Below are 19,341 nucleotides of genomic sequence, written 5' to 3' on the forward strand. Positions count from 1 at the left end.
GGAAATAACCATTGAAAAAGTATGATGTAACCCTGACTGCCCATTATGAAAAGACCATTTCTGTTTGTGCTGAAAGCGCAGAACAGGCAAAGGCAAAGACCGAAATTATCCTGTTCGATACCGACCTTATCAACTTTACCGATGAGGATTTTATCTGCGGTGAAGCCAAAATCAACGAGTCTTGCGAGGACGGTGCTGAAGATACCGACGAAGAAGAAGCGAACGAGGACGAGCGTTGTTCGGACTGTCCGTACTTCTGTCCCGTGTGCGGAGAATGTATGTATGAGGACGAGTGCGACGAGTAATGTCTTACCCAAGCACTGAATTTGGTTATCCAAATTCGCTTGTTAGGGGGCAACCCCTAATACCCCGTTAGACAGAAAGGAGTTTAAGAATGATTGAGTTTATATTTTTCATCATCGGCGTAATGCTCGGCGGTCTGACAGGTGTAGTGATTATGTGCTGCTTGCAGATAAACCGACTTACCGAGAGAGAGGAAGTGAAAAATGCGAAAACGAAATGTGCAGATACTTTTCCGCCTGACTGAGGAAGAAGCCGAACAGCTCTACTCTCTCGTTCAAAAATCAGGCTGCTCCAAAGAAGCGTTCCTAAGAGGAATGGTAAAAGGCTATCGGCTCTGCGAAAAGCCTGACCCAGAGTTTTACAAAATAATGCGTGAGCTGTCCGCCATCGGCAACCGTATCAATCAGCTTGCGGCAAAAGCCAACGCCCTGAACTTTGTGGACGCTCCGATGCTCAAAGAGGAAGCAAGGCGGTGGCACGAGTTTCAAATCGCTGTCCGAAAAAAATATCTGCTTCCACGGAAAGCACCGTAATGGCGGTCTGCGAAATATGGGATGTGCGTGGCAGGCTCGACCACCCCATAGATTATGCGGAAAATCCCGAAAAGACAGCTAATCCCAAATACACCGAAGCGGACTTGCAGGCTATGGTCGATGTAATGGAATACGCCACCAACAAGGATAAAACCGAGCAGCGTTATTTTGTCACAGGCGTAAACTGCGACCCGACCACCGCCAGAGATGAAATGATGATTGCAAAAGCGCAATGGAACGATGAAAGCGAGATTGTCTGCTATCACGGCTTCCAGAGCTTTAAGCACGGTGAGGTTACGCCAGAGCAGGCGCACGAGGTCGGTGTAAAACTTGCACAAAAGATGTGGGGCGACAGATTTCAGGTTATCGTTGCCACTCACCTAAATACCGACTGTCTGCATAACCACTTTGTCGTAAACTCCGTATCTTTTACGGACGGCAAGCATTACCACGACAACAAAGCAAACCTGCGGCTTTTACGACAGCGTTCCGATGAGCTTTGCCGTGAATATGCCCTGTCCGTCATTGAACACCCAAGCGGAAAGAAAAAGCCATACGCTTTGTATCAGGCTGAGAAAAACGGTATGCCCACGAGGGATAATGTTACACGGCAGGCGGTGGACGAAGCTATCAGCAAGTCGTTCACGCTGAAAGACTTTGACCGCATTATGGCTGAAATGGGATACCGTGTGAGCTTTGACCCAAACCGCAAATATTGGACGGTCATCGGTAAGGGGTGGAAACGCCCGAAGCGGCTGTATAAGCTCGGAGAAGAATATACCAACGAGAGGATTATGGAGCGTATCACAGAAAACTCCTACGCTGTGAAGTTCTCCAGATTTACCGAGCCGCAAAGGACGGTCAAGGTGTTCCGTGTCAAAGGCTCTCTAACGGGGGCTAAAAAAATCGGCGGATTGCGGGGGCTGTATCTGCACTACTGTTACAAGCTCGGTATCCTGCCTAAAAATAAAAAACAGAATTACGCAAGGCTTCATTATCTTTTGAAAGACGACTTAATGAAAATGGAAGCTATCACACAGGAAACAAGGCTGCTATGCCGTAATCGCATTGATACGGTAGAGCAGCTCTTGTCATATAAAGGCTCTTTGGAAACGGAAAAAACCGACCTGCTTCAAAAGCGCAAGGAACTTTATTCTATCTCCCGCAAAACAGGCGGCGAAGAAAAGGAAGCAATACGGTCACAGCTTTCCGATTTATCCAAACGCCTGAGCGTTATACGAAAGGAGGTTAGGCTGTGCGAGAGTATCGAAGCCCGTAACGCTGCTCTCAAAGAAAAGTTATCCACCATACGGGCAGATGAAGAACAACAACGAAAGGAGCTGATGACGAATGAATACAAGCGGCGAAGCGGCAGAACAAATCGTCCGAATGAGCTTGGAAGGATTTGAGGTCGCAGCCAAAATCACAGGCGCAGGTGCGAAGAACATCGCCGTTCTCCTCTATTCCATTCTGAAAGAGGAAAAGAAAACAAAGGGCAAAGCAAGGCTTACCAATATGCTCCGTTCTGGCAAGGAGCTGAAAGTCTTTACCGTAAAGAACGGCGACCTGAAAAAGTTTACGCAGGAAGCCAAAAAGTACGGCGTACTTTACTGCGTCCTTGCGGACAGAGGAAATAAAGACCCCAATGCGGAGGTCGATGTGCTTGCCCGTGCGGAGGACGCATCGAAAATCAGCCGCATTGCGGAACGCTTCAAATTGGCGTCGGAAACCACCGCTTCTATTGTGACCGAAACCGAGAAATCCAAAGATGAAAAAACAGGTCAGCCAGAGCCAGACATCGGCGTACAGGAAAAAGCCGAGAAAGACAAGCTGCTCGATGAGCTTATGGGTAAGCCTATCCAAAAGGAGGAAAATGCTCAAAACCCCTCATTGGCAAAGACCGAAAAATCCCCTCAGTCCGAGCCTATCTCAGAGCAGCCAAAGAAGTCCGCAGAGGGGGCTACTTTGACTAAGGACGAAAAACCGTCCGTCAGAGAGGAACTGCGGAAAATCAAGGAGAGCCGCAAGGAACAGGAAGCGGATACGCCTTCTTCCCTTGACAAAAGCTCTGCTTCTGACAGGGCGAAGAAGCAGCCCACAGGCAAGACCGAGCATAAGCAGCCCCAGAGAAAGAAAAAGAAACCAAAATCTAAAGAAACGAGGTAAATCAGAATGAGCATTTATGATGTATTTAGCGGCGGCAGCAAACCGTTTGATAAAGCGGAATGGGCAGCCCAGAAGCAGGCGCAGCGAAAGGAAGCCTATGAGCTGATTGACAACACCTGCGCCGAAATGATGATAAGCGGCGACAGCTTCCGTCAGTATCTTGATGTGCAGGGGCGTTTTGACCGTTACTCGGTTGCAAACGCTATTTTGGTATCGGCGCAGATGCCCGAAGCGACACAGCTTAAAGACTACAACACTTGGAAGCAGAGCCGTGTCTATGTAAACAAGGACGCACAGAAGGTCGTTATCCTTGAGCCGAGCAAGGAATATACCCGTGAGGACGGTACAAAGGGCATTTCCTATAACGCCAAAGCAGTCTATGACATTTCCGAAACATCAGCAAAAGAGAGAATGCAGCCGCAGGAGCAGAAATCTATGCGTGAGCTTGTATCGGCTTTGATTGACGCAAGCCCCGTGCCTTGCGTTCCTGTTGATGACTTGGAACTGCCTGCCTACTATGACAGCTCTCAGCAGACTATCTTTGTCAAAAAGGGACTCTCTGAGGAAGTGCTGTTTATCAGTATGGCAAAGGAAGTATCTGCGGCGGTTTATGACTTTAAGTACAATGAGAGCCGTGATACTTCCGATTTCAAATCCTTTTGCGTTGCCTATATGGTAAGCTCCCGTTACGGCGTGGATACCAAAGGCTTTGATTTTTCCAGACTGCCCAGAGAGTATGACGGAATGGATACGCAGGTATTTAAGGGAGAGCTTGGTACAATGCGTGATGTTCTGGGTGAAATCCAGAACGATATGTATAAGAGTATGGAGAAAAACAAGCCTGCAAGGAATAAAGAGCAGGAACGCTAATCGGAGGTGCAGCTTATGAAAGAAGAACGATACCATATCGCACTTGATAAGTACGATAAAAATATCGTTATCAATGCGCTCAACAACCTGAGAAATCGGCAGATACAGGAGGAACGCCCCACCGAGCCTGTTGATGAGCTGATTGACAAGGTAGCCAACGCACCGACCAGAAAGGTCAAGGTTGTTCCGTGCAGGTGCAATGAGGAACGATGACAAAAAAACGGGCTTAATCCTTTCTGTCTGCGGTATTGTTCCTGTTATATGGCTTGCCCTGATAACAGCACCCTATGTGGGTGGAGGTTTGGTTGAAATAATCCGAGGTCTGCCCGTGGCAATGGGCAATCCGTTTCAAATAACGGTGTGTGAGGACAGCGCAAAGACTGTCCTTATTTTTTTGCTTGCCTATGCTATGGGTATCGGCATTTATTTCTCTACACGCAGGAACTACCGCAGGCGTGAGGAACACGGCTCGGCTAAATGGGGCGATGCGGGGACTTTGAACAAGAAATACCGTGATAAAGACCCATCCGCAAATAAGTTGCTCACCCAGAATGTCCGCATAGGCTTAGACGGGAAAAAGCACCGCCGCAATTTGAACATTTTAGTTTGCGGGGGAAGCGGTGCGGGAAAAACAAGGTTTTTTTGTAAGCCGAACGCAATGCAATGCAATACCTCAATGGTAATTTTAGACCCGAAAGGCGAAATCGTGCGAGATGTGGGCGGACTGCTTGAAAAGAAAGGCTATGAGGTGCGTGTTCTTGACCTTATCAATATGCACCGCAGCCATTGTTACAATCCTTTTGTTTATCTGCGGAATGACAATGATGTGCAAAGGCTTGTGACCAATCTGTTCAAGGCGACCACTCCGAAAGGCTCACAGTCGCAAGACCCATTCTGGGATACGGCGGCAAGTATGCTTCTGTTGGCGTTGGTGTTCTATCTGAAATATGAAGCACCGCCCGATGAGCAAAATTTCCCGATGGTAATGGAGCTGCTTCGTGCGGGTGAAGTCCGTGAGGACGATGACAGCTATGTAAGCCCTCTGGACGAACTGTTTGACCGTCTGGAAATGGTAAACCCAGAGCATATTGCCCTGAAGTATTACAGGGACTATCACTCAGGCTCGGCTAAGACCTTAAAGAGTATCCAAATTACCCTTGCCGCAAGGCTTGAAAAGTTTAACCTCGAAAGCCTTGCGGGGCTTACCGCCACCGATGAGCTTGACCTGCCCTCTTTGGGTGAAAAGAAAGTTGCTTTGTTCGCTCTCATTCCCGATAACGACACGAGTTTTAATTTCCTCGTGAGTATCCTTTATACGCAGTTATTTCAGCAGCTTTTCTATCTGGCAGACCACAAATACGGAGGAAGCCTGCCTGTGCATTGCCATTTCATAATGGACGAATTTGCCAATGTGAGCCTGCCTGATGACTTCGATAAGATTTTGAGCGTTATGCGTTCCAGAGGTGTGTCGGTCAGTATTATTCTGCAAAATCTGGCGCAGCTCAAAGCTCTTTTTGAAAAGCAATGGGAAAGCATTGTCGGCAACTGCGATACCTTTCTGTATTTGGGAGGTAATGAGCAATCGACCCACAAATATGTGTCGGAGCTTTTGGGCAAGGAAACGATTGATACGAACACTTACGGAAAGAGCGAAGGTCGAAGCGGCAGCTACTCAACCAACTATCAAATTTCAGGGCGTGAGCTGATGACACCCGATGAAGTGCGTATGCTTGATAACCGCTACGCACTTCTTTTTGTTCGTGGGGAACGCCCTGTAATGGACTTTAAGTACGACATTATGAAGCACCCCAATGTAAGGCTGACAACCGATGGAGGTAAACCGCCGTATATTCACGGTGAGCCTGTGCAGGCTGTCGCAACCCTTGTGTTTGACAGCGATATTCCGAAGAACGCCGTAAGCGTAAAAGCTGTCAGCACTTCCTATGAACTTCTCTCCAATGAGGACTTGGAAGAAATCTTTAATATCTAAAGGAGGATTTTTATTTATGAAACTTTTTAAGAAAAACGAAAACAAGGAAACCGTAAAGCTGCCGATGTCTGGCAAGGTAAAAAAGGGCTTCCGTTTTTACTGTGTGGCGGTTATGGCAACGGCTTTGGTAGTCGGCACATCTGTAACCGCCTTTGCAGCAAGCGACCCTCTTACCGTAGTCAATAATCTGTCCGACTTCATTTTCGGTCTAATCCGTGCTGTCGGTATGATTTTGCTTGGCTTTGGTATTGTGCAGATTGGTCTGTCCCTCAAATCCCACGACCCGTCCCAGAGAGCTAACGGCTTCTTGACCCTTGCAGGCGGCGTTGTCATTACTTTTGCCAAAGAAATCCTTACCCTCATTACAGGCTGATGAGGAACTGACACAAGACAAGATAACGGGAGCAGATCCGCTTTGCGGATTTACTCCCGTTATCCAATTATCTAAGGAGGTGGTCAAATGTCGGATAATTGGATTGTGCAAAACTTGGAGAACGCACTCAAGACTTGGAACGATAAGCTATCGGAAATATGGCAGCTCATTACCCAATCTCCAGAACAGTTCAAAGGCGGATCGATTTGGAATGTCATTGTAGATATTCACGGCGCAGTACAGGCTATCGGACTTGCCTTGCTCGTGCTGTTTTTTGTAATCGGTGTAATGAAAACCTGCGGCTCGTTTGCAGAGGTGAACTTCTGTTAGAGAACATATACAACTGAACACGGATTTATCTGATGGCAAGCACTTGCAACTATCCGAGAAAAGAACGGATATATGCAGGTGCTTTTCTTTTTCAAAAAATCAGAACACAGTGTCCAAAACCGGCTATCCGCACGGGCTGTAAGGTAGGGGGCAGGTCTGCCCGTCTGTACCTTGAAAACTTCACAGCAGCCGCCAGAGGGATACCTGCCGCAACGGACAGTGCCGCCATGATACGAGCGCACCCATTGCTTAATCCATGCACAGCATAGGCAGTGACAACGCCGCTTTGGGAAAGCGTGGAACCGTATGGAATGGCTGTGCCTACATATCCCCGTCCTTGTGGCAGGGATATAAAAATTTTAAGGAGGTCGAATGCCTATGGACAAGTATGCAACAACCAGACGAAAGCGGAAGGAGGACACCCATGCAAAAGCTGAACATGGTGGACGCAGACACCCTGCTCTATCAGCCGCTTGACAAGCCCCGCTTTGTGGTGGATGGTCTTATCCCCACGGGGCTGATACTGTTCTGCGGCTCACAGAAAATCGGCAAAAGCTGGCTCATGCTGAAACTCTGCTTATGCGTGTCGGCGGGACTGCCATTCTGGGAGATGGAAACACGGGAAAGTGATGTGCTGTACCTGTGCCTTGAGGATACCTTTTTCCGCATACAAGACAGGCTCTTTCGTCTGACGGACGAGGCGGACAGCCGCCTGCACTTCGCTGTGGCGAGCTGCAAGCTGACGGACGGGCTGATCGTGCAGTTGGAGGACTATCTGAAAGAGTACCCCGACAGCAGGCTCATTGTGATTGACACCTTACAGAAAGTACGCACCGCCTCAAAGGACAACGCCTATGCCAGTGATTACGGGGATATTTCCCAGATTAAGGAGTTTGCCGACAGACATTCCCTTGCGGTCATCGTTGTCCACCATATCCGCAAGCAGAACGACAGTGATGTGTTCAACAAGGTATCGGGGACAACGGGGCTGACGGGGAGCGCAGACGCCACCTTTGTACTGGAAAAGGAAACCCGTGCGTCCGACACCGCAAGGCTCTACTGTGTCGGCAGGGATATTGAGTATCAGGAGTTTGTCCTGCGTTTCAGGGAGTGCAGTTGGGCGATGGTGGAGCGAAAAGGTCAGGAGCAGCTTGCGAGGGAAAGCATACCGCCTGCCCTTTTTCGGTTGGTGGAGTTTATGCGGGACAAAGAGAAATGGTGCGGCACAGCCACGGAGCTTCTGGCGGCGATGGAGGAAACGGACACCCCGCCCACGGTCATTACCAAATGGCTTAACGAATACCGCACAACCTTTTTAGCGGACAACCATATCGGCTATGCGTACCGTAGGAAGAAAGAGGGCAGGCTGATTGCGCTCACAAAGGAGGCGGATGACAGTGATGACAGCAGTGACAGCGATGTTGGGATACCCCCTGCGTCTGTCACTGATGATACAGCAAAGTGAAATCCGGCGGTCTTGCCCTGCGGGAGAACACCCCGCAAACGCTCCTTGCAGGCGTGGGCTTTTCTCGCCTCTTGCGGCTCGTAAAGCCACCCCTGCGGCTGAAAAAACCGCCCCGGTTTTTACAGCCCGCTTTTGCAGGGTGTAACACACTACACCTTGCAGGCAAGGTCGTGTGCCAGACTTTCCCTCTGGACTCCCTTTCGGCAGGGCTTGCGCCCTGCTCCCCGCCGCCTGCGGCTGCGGGGAAAGGCGGTGCCGGTGACAGTGCTGTGCGGTTTGGGAGGGTATCCCATAACCACCGTCATCACTGTCACCACCGTCACCGCCCAAAGAACACCCGCCGAAAAAAGAAAGGAGGTCAGGCGATTATGCCTTACGCAATCCTGCGTTTTCAGAAACGCAAGGCAGGCTCCGTGGCTGCCTGTGAACGCCACAATGAACGGAAGAAGGAGGCGTACAAGAGCAATCCCGATATTGATATGGAACACTCCAAGTACAACTATCATCTTGTGCCGCCGCCACGCTACACCTACAAAAAAGAGATTAACCGCATGGTGCAGGCGGCAGGCTGCAAGGTGCGGAAAGACAGCGTGATGATGGTGGAAACCCTCATTACCGCCTCTCCTGAATTTATGAACAGTTTACCGCCGGAGGAACAGAAAGCCTACTTTGCTATGGCTTTGGACTTCATAGCGGAGCGTGTGGGAAAAGAAAATATCCTCTCTGCTGTGGTGCATATGGACGAGAAAACACCCCATATGCACCTTTGCTTTGTGCCGATTACGCCAGAGGGAAAGCTGTCTGCCAAATACTTTTTAGGCAACCAGAAGTCTTTATCCGAGTGGCAGACCGCCTACCATGAGCGTATGTCCGCACGGTGGAATGAGTTGGAACGGGGGCAGTCCTCGATGATTACGGGGCGAAAGCATATCCCCACATGGCTCTTTAAGCTGGGCGGCAGGCTGGATAAACAGTATGAGGAAATCGTGGCGGCGCTGTCTGATATTAACGCCTTTAACGCAGGGAAGAAACGGGATAAGGCGCTCTCCCTGCTTTCCGCATGGCTGCCGGAGGCGGAAAAGTTTTCACGGGAGATCGGGAAACAGAGCGCCTATATCGACAGCCTGAAAAAGAAAATCGGGCAGGAAAGTGACTATGCGGGGCGGCTGCGTGACGAGAAGTACGCAGAGGAATTAAAGGTGCGGAAAGCCAACCAGAAGATATTTGAGCTGCAGCGCACCAATCAGCAGTTGGAACGCCTGCTCAGGAAAATCCCGCCCGAAGTGTTGGAAGAATTACAGAAACAGAACAGAAATAAGTCAAGAGAAAGGTAGGAAAGCCATTGAAAAAACAGGATTTTACCGTGCTGAAGATTGATGATTTACACCCGTTCCCCGATAATCCGTTCCGTCTGGTGGAGGACGAACTGCTGATGGAAATGGCGGAGAGTATCAAGGAGTTTGGTGTGGTAACGCCCATCATAACCCGCCCGAAGGAGGACGGGAACGGGTACGAAGTCATCGCAGGGCAGCGGCGTGTCCGTGCCTCACAGCTTGCAGGGATAGAGACAATCCCTGCTTTTGTTTTGCCCTTTGACCGTGACCGGGCGATTATTACCCTTGTGGACAGCAATATCCAGAGGGAAAATATCCTGCCAAGCGAGAGGGCTTTCGCTTACAAGATGAAGTTGGAGGCGATGAAAAGGCAGGGATACCGCACGGATTTAACTTCTGACCAAGTTGGGCAGAAGTTGACTTCCGTGGAGACAGTGGCAAAGCAATCGGGAGACAGCCGCACACAGGTACAGCGATATATCCGCCTGACCGAGTTAATCCCGCCGATTTTACAGATGGTGGACGAGGGGCAGATTGCCCTTACCCCTGCGGTGGAACTGTCCTTTTTGAAGAAGGACGAGCAGGAAAACCTGCGGATCACGATGGAGAGTGAGGACGCTACCCCTTCTCTTTCGCAGGCGCAGCGCATGAAAAAGTTAAGCCAGATGGGGCGGCTTGATATGGATACCATCTTTGCGATTATGACCGAGGAAAAGGCAAACCAGAGGGAAACCGTGAAAATCGGTATGGACAAGCTGCGGAAATATTTTCCCAGAGGCACAACGCCAAAGCAGATAGAAGATTTTATTATCCGCTTATTAGAGCGTGAATTACAGAGAAAACGAAACCGTGACAGCCGATAATCTTCTTTTCTCGGCGGGTAACGGACAGAAAGGACAGGTCTTTGATGAAAGAAATCCAGTATGAAATCGTAAAAGAAATCGCTGTCCTCTCCACAAGCGACAGCGGCTATACAAAAGAAATCAACCTGATTGCGTGGAATGGGAACGAGCCGAAGTACGACATCCGCAGCTTTTCCCCTGCCCGTGAGAAGTGCGGCAAGGGTATTACACTGACAAAGGCGGAGGCGGAGAAACTCCTTGCGGCTCTGAAAAAGGAACTGGAACAGTGAGATTTTGAAGGGAGGTATGCCTATGGCAAAGACAGCGGTGCGCCCGAAAATCATTGTGCAGGCGGCTTACACGGGCGGCGCAGATATGCGGGAATTATTTATTTCCCTGCTTGTAAACGAGGTGCGGAGGGGAAAATCCTCTCCCCGCACCTTTGAGATAATCAAACTTCCGCAATACAATGAGGGCAGTACAGATACAAAGGAGGCGAGCTGAATGGCAATGTTAAGGGCGGCTCTGTACTGCCGCTTATCAAAGGACGATATGCTGCAGGGCGACAGCGAGAGTATCAAAACGCAGAAAGCCATGCTGACGCAGTACGCAAAGGAACATGGCTTTCTGGTGGTGGAAATCTATGTAGACGATGGGTACAGCGGATTAAATTTTGACCGTCCGAGTTTTAACCGTATGCTCGATGACATCGAGGCGGGCAAGATTGATGTGGTCATTACGAAAGACTTATCCCGTCTGGGGCGTGACCATCTGAAGGTCGGACACTTCACGGAAATTTACTTTCCGATGAAGAATGTGCGGTATATCGCAGTCAATGACGGTGTGGACACCGCCAACAAGAACAACGATATAGCGGCTCTGAAAAATGTGATGAACGAGTTTTACAGCCGGGATAATTCCCGCAAAATCCGTTCCTCTATCCGTGCGAGGGCAAAGGCGGGGCTGTACCGTTCTTCTTTTAACCCTATCGGCTACCGCAAATCCCCCGATAACCACAACAAGCTGATCGTGGACGAGGAAACAGCGTGGATTGTGAAACGGATATTTGAACTTGCCAACGCAGGCATGGGAGCGCATAAAATCGCTACCGTGTTCCGTGAGGAACAAGTACCCTGCCCGTCATGGTGGCTGCACAGCCGGGGCGAAAAGGACTACTCCAAGCGGTTTGAAAATCCAGAGAACAAGTATGAGTGGTCGCACACCGTCATACGCAATATCATCTCCAATCCCCTCTATCTGGGGCATTGCGTGATGTGCAAGACTGAGAGTATCTTCAAGGTCAACGCCTCAAAGAAAGTACCGCAGGAGGATTGGATTACTGTGGAGAACACCCATGAGCCGCTTGTGACGCAGGAGGTTTTTGACGGGGCAAACGAGAAGATTTTGAGCCGCAGGCGGGATACCGCCGATAACTTTGTCTCTCCCTTTGCGGGGCTTGTGAAGTGCGGCACCTGCGGAAAGGCGTTGGGTTTGCGCTACTGGACGGGGAAAAGGCATAGGATTTATGTGTGTACCACTTACGCCCACGACACCAAAGCCTGCACAGACCACCGTGTTTTCTATGAGGATTTATACAAGGCGGTGCTTGCGGATATTCAGTACCACGCCCGCCTTGCCTATGAGGACAGAGAAAAAGCGGTGGCTCTGGCAGTGAAGATGAACGCCAGAGCAGACGGGAGCAAAGAAAAAAACAACGCCGACAGACTAAAATCGGCAAAAAAGCGGTATGAGGAAGTGACGAGACTGTTTGACCGTCTGTATGAGGACAGTGTATCGGGGCGTATCTCCCATGACAATTTTAACCGTCTGATGGATAAGTACCAGACCGAGCAGGAGCAGCTTTTAGGGCAGATACAGGCTTTAGAAACCGCCATGCAGGAGGTTAAGGACAATCAGCAGAACGCTGTCAGGTGGGCGGAACTGATGGCGCAGTATGTGGGAATGCAGGAGTTGACTGCTGAAAATCTTAATCTTCTTGTGGAGAGGATTGAGGTCTATGACCGCACGGAAACCAATGCCGGGGCAGAACAGATGATTAAAATCTGTTACCGCTTCGGCGGATACATAGGGGAACGGATATTTTCCGCAAAGGTGCTGAAACACCCTTGCAGGAAAAACGCCTGTCCTCTCAAAGAAAGGAAAGGCTATGGGAAAATATCACTTGTATCTTAGCGAGGAAGAAAGGCAGCTTGTTCTCCACGCTCTGATCGACTTCCGCAACAAGCTGATTGCGGCGGGCAGATATACGGACTGTGTGGACGAGCTGCTGATAAAGGTCATGTACGCAAAGACGAAAAAGATAAAAATACGGTAATGGAGGAAATGGCAATGGCAAAATCAATCTTTGAACAGTTGGGCGGCACTTATGAAAAGCAGGGAGATTATCTTTTCCCCTGCCTCACAGTACCTGCTGAGAACGAACAGCCCATAGGTGTATGGGGGCAGCGGCACTTGCGGTATCTGAAAGAATATCGTAGAGCCACCTACATAACCCTGCTCACAAGCGGCAGGCTGAACGCTTACCTTGCCGACATCGACAGACAGGCGCAGGAGCGCATGGAAAGGCTCACGGAGCAGCTAAAGGCGGAAAACGCCTTAGAATGGGTGCAGAGAATGAATAACATACGGGCGTGTGCAAGGGAGATTGTGGAGAGGGAAATTATTTTTTCATTGAGATAAGCGAGATTGAATGTAAATATATTTTGAATAAAAGTCAAAGTTACTTGACTTTTCAGGGTGATTTATGCTAACCTTAATTGTGAAGTAGAATGAGGAGTGGGATATGCACTTATGAAAGTAGGATAAGTATTATGGCTAAAAATTTGAAACTTAAGGCTGCACGGGCTGCACGGGATATGACTCAAAAAGATTTAGCTGAGGCTATTGGTGTTAGCCGTCAAACTATGAATGCTATTGAAAAAGGTGACTACTATCCGTCTGTAAAACTCTGTATAGAGATATGTAAGGTGTTAGGGAAAACATTAGACGAGTTATTTTGGGAGGAATAGATTGTGAGAAAAATAAAGAAATTAGATGAACTTCAATTATTAAAAAGAGGAAATATATTTAAACATGGTATGTTTTGCCTTATAGGCTTACTACTACTTAATACACTATTATATTCGCAAGGAATAGAATGGGCATCGGGGAAATGGGCTGAATTAACAATTATTCTATTTACCATTGTTCTATGCAGTATCGAATTTATTTTATATGACATATATCCGTTAACAGAAAATAAGCAGAAACATTTAATATATTTTTTGGGATTGTTTGGTTTTGTGGCTCTCATAGCTTGTATTTACGATTTGATAGTTGGAAAGTCTGGTATAGTTGTCGATGGTAAAATTACAGAAACCGCTTTGGGAATTATTTATGGGTTAATGTTTATATCTGTTTTTGTTGTGTATAAGCTAAAAAAACAGTATAACGCCAAGCATGAGAACGATGAATAGGAGGTTATGAAAATGAATGCACCAATATTGTTATGCTGGGCTGTTGTTATTATGCTTGCTGTATTTTCTCTACTTTTACTTGCTGGAAAAGGCAGTTGTTTAATCGCTGGTTACAATACATCGAGTAAAGAGAAAAAGCAAAGATATGATAAGAAAAGATTATGCAGAGTTGTGGGCAGTGGTATGGGGGTATTAGCTATAATGCTTGGAATAGCGACATTTTATCGTTTTGAAATGCCCGCTAATCTTTCATGGATAATCCCGTGGGGCATACTCGGAACAATAGTAATTGTGGAAATTTTAGCAAGCACAATTTGTAAGAAAAAATCGTCCACAACTAATCAATAAATCAAAGGCGGTGATGTTACGAACGATAGGAAATGGCTTTTATGCCCTGTTTGTGGTAATAAAACCCGAATACAAATATGCTTTGACACGATATTAAAAAATTTTCCGTTGTATTGCCCAAAATGCAAACAAGAAACACTAATTGATATACAGAATCAAAAAATGATAATTATCAAAGAGCCAGACGCACAGACGCAGAGCCGATGAACTTGTGAGTTACCTCACGGATCATCGGCTCTTTCTTTTTCGGATAGTGCTAATCAGTCCGCCATATAAAAAAACGGAGTTTTGACGGACTGTATTGTTATGCCCTAACGCTCCCTCTAAACCCGTTTTGAGTTTGGAGGGATTTTTTGCGTCTTTTTTCACTTTCTATTCTGCCGCTGATCCATGCGGCGTTCTACATATTGCCAGACAGAAACAATGATAATCTGTTAAAAAAATCCTTGTTCTGATATGGCTCTTTTATGCGCTAAAAGCAGAGGACAAATATCTACATAAAAGAGCTTTTACTTCTGATAGCCGCAATGGTCTGACAACCTTTGCGGTTTTTCTTTTGTCGTTTTTTGTCAGGACACAGGACAAGCCTGTTTTCGGTGTTGGGTGTCGTTCCCCGCCTGCCAATCTGGATTTTCAAAAAATTCAGATTGGAGGTAAAGAACAGTGGCATACAACCACGGAAAGGAAGAGCGCAGATGGCGGCTCTGGAAAGAGAAAGAAGAAAAGATTTTACGGGAGTGCGGCGTTGATGAAGAAACGATTGAGGAAATCCGCACTTTTGACAGAGAAGAATTTAATTCCGACAGACGGTTTTATACACGCCTGAATGATGTGGGGGAATACATAGCGGAAACTGCCATGCAGGAACCGCTTATGGAGGTCAACACAGTCTGGGATATGCTGAATGAAATCGAGGACGAAAATCTGTACCGTGCATTGCTTACTGTGGACAAGCGTACCCTGCAAATTATCCTGCTGAAAATGCAGGGATATTCCCTAAAGGAGATTGCGCCGATGGTTGATTTATCGGTGGGCGCTGTCTATGCGAGGTTAGACCATCTGCGGAAAAAGCTGAGAAAACTCTTATAGTATCTAAAGCCCTGCTGTTTCCTGCGGGCTACTGGGTGAGAGGACAACCCCTCTCACCCATTTTTTAGCAGGAGGACAAGGCAATGGCGATACCTAAACGGTCATACTGGCTTCGGGAAGTAGTGACAGAGGCAGGAACAAGCTATCATATCAGTTTTCGTGACGGGCAGGGAAAAATCCAAAAACTGTGCGTATCCTATGACTTCTATATGGCGTTTCGGAGACTGGAACTTGACGAACGGAAAATTGAGGGTTGGGATTACCGCCACAGGGAGTTTTCGGAAATTATGGAGGAAACTCTGAACTGGCGGGCGGTAAGACAGCCTAAAAGCATTGAGGAGGTTATTCTTGAGGAAGAACGGGCAGAACTGCTCCAGAGAGTTATTCGCAAACTGCCTGAAATGCAAAGGCGGCGTTTCCTGCTCCACTATGAGTATGAGATGACTTATAAAGAGATAGGGAAAATCGAGCATTGCAGCCAACAATCCGTAGGTCGTGCTGTAACTGCCGCCAGAGAAAAGATAAAGGCAGAGATGAAGAAATACCTAAACCCATGACCGTTAAGCATACCTTTGTATCTTCGGATATGAGGGTATTTGCTTTGTGTTCTCTAATGGAAATTCACAGAGGTTAAAAAGCCCGAACACGCTCTGAAGCTGTTTATTCGCTTTGCCCTTGCAAAAGGTGTTGTGACCTACGGTTTGGAGCTGATGATGGCTCTGTTCAACATTGTGCAGGGTTTAATATCAACCATTATGAACGCCGCAGGTTTCGGCTCGGCTGCACAGACGGTATTGCCGCAGGAGATTGTCACGGCTGTTGAGGACTGTGGCTTTTTTGAGAGCATTCCATTGTGGGCTGTTACGCTCATCGGCGGACTTTTCATCACGATATTGTCATTCATTATGATTATGTCGGTGTACGGAAGATTTTTCCGTTTGTATCTCTATACCGCAATCGCTCCCGTCCCTCTTTCCACTTTTGCGGGAGAGCCAAGCCAGAGTGTCGGCAAGAGCTTTATCAAGTCTTATGCTGCCGTCTGTCTGGAGGGTGCAATCATTGTGCTTGCCTGTATCATCTTCTCACTCTTTGCGGCTTCTCCCCCTGCGGTTGACCCGAACGCTGCGCCTGTATCTATGGTTTGGAGCTATATCGGTGAGTTGGTATTTAATATGCTCGTCTTGGTCGGTGCCGTCAAAATGGCAGACCGTGTTGTAAGAGAAATGATGGGCTTATAAGGAGGAAACGATGAAACGGTTTTATGTTTTTAAGGACGGAGTACAACAGGGAAGCACCTCTACAAAGGAAAGTGCTGTTGAGCTTATCCGTCAGTATCAGGAAAAGGAAACGCATCCGTTTCTAAAAGCGGAGTTCAGTATTATTGCGGGTGAAGAAGAATATATCCCATATCCGTCCCGCAAAAAGCAGTCCAGACAAAAAAGCGGTATGGAACGATAAGGAGGTGTAACTTTTGGAAGTCAAAATAAATAAGGAAATCCGCAATTATACGGAAAGTATGTTCTTTGGACTGTCGCTCAGACAGTTCATTTTTTCTTTACTTGCCTGCGGTGTGGCGGTAGGACTGTATTTTATTCTCCGCCCGTACTTCGGGACAGAAACCCTCAGTTGGGTGTGTATTCTCGGTGCTGCTCCCTTTGCGGTAATGGGCTTTGTTAAGTACAACGGTATGACCGCAGAGCAATTTGTATGGGCGTGGATTAAGTCGGAGTTTTTGATGCCGAAAAAGCTGATGTTTAACCCCGACAATCTCTACTATGAAACGCTGAAAACCACAATTCAAAACCACGAAAAAGGCATTTGCCCCGTGGCGAAAAAATCAAAAAAAGCCAAGCGCAGCAAGGAGGTAAAGAATGCTGAAAACTCTTAAAACAAAACTCTTAAAACTCTGTTCAAGCAGGATAAGGAAAAGTTTGTCATTCCCAAATCGGTACAGGCGATTATTCCGATTAAGACTATCTGGGAGGACGGTATTTTTCTTGTCGGCAACAACAAATACGCAAAAACCTTTAAGTTTGAGGATATAAACTATTCCGTGGCAAGCCGTGAGGACAAAGAGGCGATGTTTCTTGAATACTCAGAGCTGCTAAACGCTCTCGATAGCGGAGCGACCACAAAAATTACGGTCAACAACCGCCGCCTTAATAAAACGGACTTTGAACAGACCATTTTAATTCCTATGGCAGAGGACGGATTGGATAAATACCGTAAAGAATACAACGAAATGCTGCTTGATAAAGTAACGGGGGCTAATTCTATCGTACAGGATAAGTATGTAACGGTTTCCGTCTGCAAAAAGAATATCGAGGAAGCGAGGAACTATTTTGCCCGTGTGGGAGCTGATTTGATTTCCCATTTCGCACGGCTCGGCTCAAAATGCGTAGAGCTTGAAGCGGAAGAAAAACTCCGTATCTTCCACGACTTCTATCGCACAGGTGAGGAAACGGCGTTCCATTTTGACCTGAAGCAGACAATGCGTAAAGGTCACGATTTTAAGGATTTCATTTGCCCAGATACCTTTGAGTTTGAAAAAGACTACTTTCGTATGGGTGATAGATTTGGGCGTGTGATTTTCCTGCGTGAATATGCAGCATATATTAAGGATAGTATGATGGCGGAGCTTTGCGAGCTTAACCGCAATATGATGATGTCCATTGACATTATCCCCGTACCCACAGACGAAGCCGTGCGTGAGGTCGAAAACAGACTGCTCGGCGTGGAAACCAATATCACGAATTGGCAGCGTAAACAAAATCAGAACAACAATTTTTCGGCGGTCATTCCTTACGACCTTGAACAGCAGCGCAAAGAAAGCAAGGAGTTCTTGGACGATTTGACAACCCGTGACCAAAGAATGATGTTTGCGGTTTTGACAATGGTGCATACGGCTGAAACAAAGGAACAGCTTGACAATGACACCGAAGCTCTGCTCACAACTGCCAGAAAGCACCTGTGTCAGTTTGCGGTGCTGAAATATCAGCAGATGGACGGACTGAATACCGCCCTGCCGTTTGGTGTTCGCAAAATCAATGCAATGCGTACTCTTACAACGGAAAGTCTTGCGGTATTTATTCCTTTCCGAGTACAGGAAATTCATCACGAAAACGGCGTTTACTACGGTCAAAATGTTATCAGCAAAAATATGATTATCGCCAACCGCCGCTATTTGCTCAACGGCAACTCTTTTATTCTCGGTGTGTCTGGAGCAGGAAAATCCTTTACGGCGAAAGAAGAAATGACAAATATTATTCTCACAGACCCTAATGCCGATGTTATTATCATTGACCCTGAGCGAGAATATTCGCCGCTTGTAAAGGCAATGCAGGGCGAGGTCATTCACATCTCGGCAACGAGCGAAAACCATATCAACGCTATGGATATGAACTCCGATTACGGTGACGGCGCAAACCCCGTCATTTTGAAATCGGAGTTCATTTTGTCTTTGTGTGAACAGCTCATCGGCGGCGCAAGTCTGGGTGCAAAACAAAAGTCAATTATTGACCGTTGTACGGCAAGCGTGTACCGCCACTATCAGCAAGGCAATTATCAGGGCGTACCGCCCACTTTGCAGGACTTCCGTGAGGAACTGTTGAAGCAGGACGAGCCAGAAGCGAAAGAAATCGCCCTTGCTATCGAGCTGTTTACGGACGGCTCTCTGAATACCTTTGCAAAGCATACCAATGTGGATACGCACAGCCGCCTTATCTGCTACGACATTCTGGATTTAGGCAAGCAGTTACAGCCAATCGGTATGCTTGTTGTCCTTGACAGCATCTTAAATCGTATTACCCAGAACAGAGCAAAAGGCAGAAACACATTCATTTTCATTGATGAAATCTATTTGCTGTTCCAACACGAATACTCGGCAAACTTCCTCTTTACTCTCTGGAAGCGTGTGCGTAAGTACGGTGCGTACTGTACGGGTATTACGCAGAATGTGGACGACCTTTTGCAGAGCCATACGGCGAGGACGATGCTTGCCAATAGTGAATTTATCATTATGTTAAATCAAGCGTCCACCGATAGGATTGAGCTTGCCAAATTGCTTAATATCTCCGACCTTCAGATGAGTTATATCACGAATGTCGGCGCAGGTCAGGGCTTGCTCAAAGTCGGCAGCTCCCTTGTGCCGTTCGTCAACAAGTTCCCACGGAATACGGAGCTTTACAGGCTGATGACTACCAAGTTTGGAGAGGTGTAATCG

27 protein-coding genes and 2 pseudogenes are annotated in these 19,341 nt (G+C 47.5%); all 29 read left to right on the forward strand.

Annotated elements, in window-relative coordinates; translation table 11 throughout:
• Positions 1-11: 11 nt before the first annotated feature.
• The 29 genes and pseudogenes from CGICJO_RS09270 to CGICJO_RS09410 all read left to right on the forward strand — a co-directional run bounded on the left by CGICJO_RS09270 (position 12) and on the right by CGICJO_RS09410 (position 19,338).
• The gene (locus CGICJO_RS09270) at positions 12-305 is read left to right on the forward strand and encodes a hypothetical protein (protein ID WP_486498665.1); all 294 of its coding nucleotides are present in this window, start codon (positions 12-14) and stop codon (positions 303-305) included.
• An 89-nt stretch (positions 306-394) separates the two neighbouring features.
• Positions 395-547, forward strand: a complete 153-nt coding sequence (locus tag CGICJO_RS09275; protein ID WP_486498666.1) for a hypothetical protein — start codon at positions 395-397, stop codon at positions 545-547.
• The gene (locus CGICJO_RS09280) at positions 507-836 is read left to right on the forward strand and encodes a plasmid mobilization protein (protein WP_032521088.1); all 330 of its coding nucleotides are present in this window, start codon (positions 507-509) and stop codon (positions 834-836) included. Before CGICJO_RS09275 ends, CGICJO_RS09280 begins: the two co-directional genes overlap by 41 nt.
• Complete coding sequence (locus CGICJO_RS09285; RefSeq protein ID WP_486498667.1) at positions 776-2,245, forward strand: relaxase/mobilization nuclease domain-containing protein; 1,470 nt, start codon at positions 776-778, stop codon at positions 2,243-2,245. The genes CGICJO_RS09280 and CGICJO_RS09285 overlap by 61 nt, the downstream gene beginning before the upstream one ends.
• Positions 2,187-3,002 carry a PcfB family protein gene (locus CGICJO_RS09290; RefSeq protein WP_486498668.1) on the forward strand — a complete coding sequence of 272 codons (816 nt, stop codon included), beginning with the start codon at positions 2,187-2,189 and terminating at the stop codon, positions 3,000-3,002. The genes CGICJO_RS09285 and CGICJO_RS09290 overlap by 59 nt, the downstream gene beginning before the upstream one ends.
• 6 nt (positions 3,003-3,008) lie before the next feature.
• The gene (locus CGICJO_RS09295) at positions 3,009-3,872 is read left to right on the forward strand and encodes a hypothetical protein (protein ID WP_486498669.1); all 864 of its coding nucleotides are present in this window, start codon (positions 3,009-3,011) and stop codon (positions 3,870-3,872) included.
• A 15-nt stretch (positions 3,873-3,887) separates the two neighbouring features.
• Entirely contained in the window at positions 3,888-4,085 is a 198-nt protein-coding gene (locus CGICJO_RS09300) for a hypothetical protein (RefSeq protein WP_032521084.1), read from the forward strand.
• Complete coding sequence (locus CGICJO_RS09305) at positions 4,072-5,862, forward strand: VirD4-like conjugal transfer protein, CD1115 family (protein ID WP_486498670.1); 1,791 nt, start codon at positions 4,072-4,074, stop codon at positions 5,860-5,862. Before CGICJO_RS09300 ends, CGICJO_RS09305 begins: the two co-directional genes overlap by 14 nt.
• 16 nt (positions 5,863-5,878) lie before the next feature.
• Positions 5,879-6,235, forward strand: a complete 357-nt coding sequence (locus CGICJO_RS09310) for a glutamyl-tRNA amidotransferase (RefSeq protein ID WP_117602811.1) — start codon at positions 5,879-5,881, stop codon at positions 6,233-6,235.
• 87 nt (positions 6,236-6,322) lie between these two features.
• Positions 6,323-6,553: pseudogene (locus CGICJO_RS09315) on the forward strand (hypothetical protein); the annotation flags it as partial.
• Between the two features lie 44 nt (positions 6,554-6,597).
• Positions 6,598-6,834 (forward strand): hypothetical protein, encoded by a 237-nt coding sequence (locus CGICJO_RS09320; RefSeq protein ID WP_486498671.1) that lies wholly within the window; start codon positions 6,598-6,600, stop codon positions 6,832-6,834.
• A 155-nt stretch (positions 6,835-6,989) separates the two neighbouring features.
• A complete protein-coding gene (locus tag CGICJO_RS09325; RefSeq protein ID WP_486498672.1) occupies positions 6,990-8,030 on the forward strand; it encodes an AAA family ATPase in 1,041 nt (346 codons plus the stop codon).
• A gap of 368 nt (positions 8,031-8,398) precedes the next feature.
• On the forward strand, positions 8,399-9,364 hold the full coding sequence (gene mobV / locus CGICJO_RS09330; protein WP_486498673.1) for a MobV family relaxase: 966 nt from the start codon (positions 8,399-8,401) through the stop codon (positions 9,362-9,364).
• A gap of 8 nt (positions 9,365-9,372) precedes the next feature.
• A complete protein-coding gene (locus CGICJO_RS09335) occupies positions 9,373-10,227 on the forward strand; it encodes a ParB/RepB/Spo0J family partition protein (RefSeq protein WP_486498674.1) in 855 nt (284 codons plus the stop codon).
• Positions 10,228-10,271: 44 nt separating this feature from the next.
• The gene (locus tag CGICJO_RS09340; protein ID WP_486498675.1) at positions 10,272-10,496 is read left to right on the forward strand and encodes a YdbC family protein; all 225 of its coding nucleotides are present in this window, start codon (positions 10,272-10,274) and stop codon (positions 10,494-10,496) included.
• A 22-nt stretch (positions 10,497-10,518) separates the two neighbouring features.
• Entirely contained in the window at positions 10,519-10,710 is a 192-nt protein-coding gene (locus tag CGICJO_RS09345; protein WP_071442555.1) for a hypothetical protein, read from the forward strand.
• Positions 10,711-12,399, forward strand: coding sequence for a recombinase family protein (locus tag CGICJO_RS09350; RefSeq protein ID WP_486498676.1), 1,689 nt, complete (start codon positions 10,711-10,713; stop codon positions 12,397-12,399).
• Positions 12,374-12,541, forward strand: a complete 168-nt coding sequence (locus CGICJO_RS09355; RefSeq protein WP_173829251.1) for a hypothetical protein — start codon at positions 12,374-12,376, stop codon at positions 12,539-12,541. Before CGICJO_RS09350 ends, CGICJO_RS09355 begins: the two co-directional genes overlap by 26 nt.
• Before the next feature lie 14 nt (positions 12,542-12,555).
• A complete protein-coding gene (locus tag CGICJO_RS09360; RefSeq protein WP_486498677.1) occupies positions 12,556-12,906 on the forward strand; it encodes a TnpV protein in 351 nt (116 codons plus the stop codon).
• 131 nt (positions 12,907-13,037) lie between these two features.
• On the forward strand, positions 13,038-13,235 hold the full coding sequence (locus tag CGICJO_RS09365) for a helix-turn-helix transcriptional regulator (protein WP_071442552.1): 198 nt from the start codon (positions 13,038-13,040) through the stop codon (positions 13,233-13,235).
• 3 nt (positions 13,236-13,238) lie between these two features.
• Complete coding sequence (locus CGICJO_RS09370) at positions 13,239-13,682, forward strand: hypothetical protein (protein ID WP_071442551.1); 444 nt, start codon at positions 13,239-13,241, stop codon at positions 13,680-13,682.
• A 12-nt stretch (positions 13,683-13,694) separates the two neighbouring features.
• Positions 13,695-14,030, forward strand: a complete 336-nt coding sequence (locus tag CGICJO_RS09375; protein WP_486498678.1) for a DUF3784 domain-containing protein — start codon at positions 13,695-13,697, stop codon at positions 14,028-14,030.
• Positions 14,031-14,237: a cysteine-rich KTR domain-containing protein gene (locus tag CGICJO_RS09380; RefSeq protein WP_074022020.1), complete on the forward strand. Its 207-nt coding sequence runs from the start codon at positions 14,031-14,033 to the stop codon at positions 14,235-14,237.
• Between the two features lie 456 nt (positions 14,238-14,693).
• Positions 14,694-15,119, forward strand: a complete 426-nt coding sequence (locus CGICJO_RS09385; protein WP_486498679.1) for an RNA polymerase sigma factor — start codon at positions 14,694-14,696, stop codon at positions 15,117-15,119.
• Between the two features lie 83 nt (positions 15,120-15,202).
• Positions 15,203-15,676: an RNA polymerase sigma factor gene (locus tag CGICJO_RS09390; protein WP_486498680.1), complete on the forward strand. Its 474-nt coding sequence runs from the start codon at positions 15,203-15,205 to the stop codon at positions 15,674-15,676.
• Positions 15,677-15,739: 63 nt separating this feature from the next.
• Positions 15,740-16,357, forward strand: a pseudogene (locus CGICJO_RS09395) (VirB6/TrbL-like conjugal transfer protein, CD1112 family); the annotation flags it as partial.
• A gap of 10 nt (positions 16,358-16,367) precedes the next feature.
• A complete protein-coding gene (locus CGICJO_RS09400) occupies positions 16,368-16,577 on the forward strand; it encodes a hypothetical protein (protein WP_412569527.1) in 210 nt (69 codons plus the stop codon).
• Between the two features lie 13 nt (positions 16,578-16,590).
• Positions 16,591-17,007, forward strand: coding sequence for a PrgI family protein (locus tag CGICJO_RS09405; RefSeq protein ID WP_087375940.1), 417 nt, complete (start codon positions 16,591-16,593; stop codon positions 17,005-17,007).
• 18 nt (positions 17,008-17,025) lie between these two features.
• Complete coding sequence (locus CGICJO_RS09410) at positions 17,026-19,338, forward strand: VirB4-like conjugal transfer ATPase, CD1110 family (RefSeq protein ID WP_486500016.1); 2,313 nt, start codon at positions 17,026-17,028, stop codon at positions 19,336-19,338.
• The last annotated feature ends 3 nt before the right edge of the window (positions 19,339-19,341 follow it).

The sequence above is a fragment of the Candidatus Limousia pullorum genome, from assembly GCF_057405065.1.

Excerpts from the sequence above, each read along its gene's own strand:
- CGICJO_RS09275 (WP_486498666.1), top strand. The coding sequence starts at position 395 with ATGATTGAGTTTATATTTTTCATCATCGGCGTAATGCTCGGCGGTCTG.
- CGICJO_RS09280 (WP_032521088.1), top strand. The coding sequence starts at position 507 with ATGCGAAAACGAAATGTGCAGATACTTTTCCGCCTGACTGAGGAAGAA.
- CGICJO_RS09290 (WP_486498668.1), top strand. The coding sequence starts at position 2,187 with ATGAATACAAGCGGCGAAGCGGCAGAACAAATCGTCCGAATGAGCTTG.
- CGICJO_RS09295 (WP_486498669.1), top strand. The coding sequence starts at position 3,009 with ATGAGCATTTATGATGTATTTAGCGGCGGCAGCAAACCGTTTGATAAA.
- CGICJO_RS09300 (WP_032521084.1), top strand. The coding sequence starts at position 3,888 with ATGAAAGAAGAACGATACCATATCGCACTTGATAAGTACGATAAAAAT.
- CGICJO_RS09305 (WP_486498670.1), top strand. The coding sequence starts at position 4,072 with ATGAGGAACGATGACAAAAAAACGGGCTTAATCCTTTCTGTCTGCGGT.
- CGICJO_RS09310 (WP_117602811.1), top strand. The coding sequence starts at position 5,879 with ATGAAACTTTTTAAGAAAAACGAAAACAAGGAAACCGTAAAGCTGCCG.
- CGICJO_RS09320 (WP_486498671.1), top strand. The coding sequence starts at position 6,598 with ATGGCAAGCACTTGCAACTATCCGAGAAAAGAACGGATATATGCAGGT.
- CGICJO_RS09325 (WP_486498672.1), top strand. The coding sequence starts at position 6,990 with ATGCAAAAGCTGAACATGGTGGACGCAGACACCCTGCTCTATCAGCCG.
- mobV (WP_486498673.1), top strand. The coding sequence starts at position 8,399 with ATGCCTTACGCAATCCTGCGTTTTCAGAAACGCAAGGCAGGCTCCGTG.
- CGICJO_RS09340 (WP_486498675.1), top strand. The coding sequence starts at position 10,272 with ATGAAAGAAATCCAGTATGAAATCGTAAAAGAAATCGCTGTCCTCTCC.
- CGICJO_RS09345 (WP_071442555.1), top strand. The coding sequence starts at position 10,519 with ATGGCAAAGACAGCGGTGCGCCCGAAAATCATTGTGCAGGCGGCTTAC.
- CGICJO_RS09350 (WP_486498676.1), top strand. The coding sequence starts at position 10,711 with ATGGCAATGTTAAGGGCGGCTCTGTACTGCCGCTTATCAAAGGACGAT.
- CGICJO_RS09355 (WP_173829251.1), top strand. The coding sequence starts at position 12,374 with ATGGGAAAATATCACTTGTATCTTAGCGAGGAAGAAAGGCAGCTTGTT.
- CGICJO_RS09360 (WP_486498677.1), top strand. The coding sequence starts at position 12,556 with ATGGCAAAATCAATCTTTGAACAGTTGGGCGGCACTTATGAAAAGCAG.
- CGICJO_RS09365 (WP_071442552.1), top strand. The coding sequence starts at position 13,038 with ATGGCTAAAAATTTGAAACTTAAGGCTGCACGGGCTGCACGGGATATG.
- CGICJO_RS09375 (WP_486498678.1), top strand. The coding sequence starts at position 13,695 with ATGAATGCACCAATATTGTTATGCTGGGCTGTTGTTATTATGCTTGCT.
- CGICJO_RS09390 (WP_486498680.1), top strand. The coding sequence starts at position 15,203 with ATGGCGATACCTAAACGGTCATACTGGCTTCGGGAAGTAGTGACAGAG.
- CGICJO_RS09400 (WP_412569527.1), top strand. The coding sequence starts at position 16,368 with ATGAAACGGTTTTATGTTTTTAAGGACGGAGTACAACAGGGAAGCACC.